This is a genomic window from Onishia niordana (assembly GCF_004798965.1).
GTDB classification, from domain to species: Bacteria; Pseudomonadota; Gammaproteobacteria; order Pseudomonadales; family Halomonadaceae; genus Onishia; species Onishia niordana.
In genome coordinates this window covers 1-304 of sequence record NZ_SDSD01000043.1, presented here as the reverse complement: position 1 = coordinate 304, position 304 = coordinate 1, and the positions used below count along the sequence as shown (strand labels likewise).

1 protein-coding gene is annotated in these 304 nt (G+C 44.1%); it reads left to right on the top strand.

Features of this window, described 5'->3' with window-relative positions; all coding sequences use genetic code 11:
• Positions 1–304: preprotein translocase subunit SecA (locus ETC27_RS17880; RefSeq protein WP_500690366.1), on the top strand; the 304-nt coding region annotated here is incomplete at both ends.

Genomic DNA, 304 nt, shown 5'->3' with positions numbered 1-304 from the left:
ATTGGTACTGTGGCTGTTGAAACTTCTGAGATTATTTCGAAAAAATTGGTCGAAGCTAAAATCCCGCATGAAGTTTTGAATGCGAAAAACCACTTCCGTGAAGCACAAATCATTATGAATGCAGGTCAACAAGGAGCGGTAACCATTGCGACCAATATGGCTGGTCGTGGTACAGACATCAAGCTTGGCCCTGGTGTTAAAGAACATCCAAATCCAGAATATCAAGGTCTTGCGGTAATCGGTACTGAACGTCATGAAAGTCGTCGTATCGATAATCAGCTCCGTGGACGTTCTGGTCGTCAAG